Origin of the sequence: Acinetobacter sp. Colony158 (assembly GCF_019264745.1) — a bacterium.
GTDB lineage: Bacteria > Pseudomonadota > Gammaproteobacteria > Pseudomonadales > Moraxellaceae > Acinetobacter > Acinetobacter ursingii.
In genome coordinates this window covers 3,141,601-3,142,136 of the sequence record NZ_CP078523.1, presented here as the reverse complement: position 1 = coordinate 3,142,136, position 536 = coordinate 3,141,601, and the positions used below count along the sequence as shown (strand labels likewise).

At 39.9% G+C, this 536-nt stretch carries 1 protein-coding gene; it reads right to left on the bottom strand.

Annotated elements, in window-relative coordinates; all coding sequences use genetic code 11:
• Positions 1-52: 52 nt before the first annotated feature.
• The coding region (locus tag JR005_RS15310; protein ID WP_218664824.1) for an IS3 family transposase at positions 53-536 on the bottom strand (484 nt) is incomplete at its 5' end.

The window sequence follows — 536 nt, the reverse complement described above, 5'->3', positions numbered from 1 at the left end:
CTATTGAACATCATGAACCGTACCGGTTTTGTCGGAGACTTTTTTATTTAAGTTAGGCCACCTGACCTAACGGATTAATCTTATCATAGTACATTGCTTCAAACTCAAAAGGCGATACATAACCCAGTGCACTGTGTACACGCTTTTTGTTGAACCAATCTACCCAATTTAATGTCGCAAGTTGTACATCCGCTAAACCTTGCCAATCTGCTTTTAAATATTCAATCACCTCTGTTTTGTATAAGCCATTCACCGTTTCAGCCAAAGCATTATCGTATGAATCACCTGTCGTACCGACTGATGCTCGTAAATTTGCTGCTTCTAAACGATTGGTATAGCGAATAGAAAGATATTGAACACCTCTATCGGAATGATGAATTACATTCTTTGGCATGCCTCGATCGTGCAATGCTTGCTCCAATGCATCGAGCACCATATCTGTATTCATCCGTGTAGATACTTTCCATCCAACAATTGCTCGCGAGAACACATCAATAATAAATGCAGTGTAGACCCAGCCTGAATGAGTTTGAATA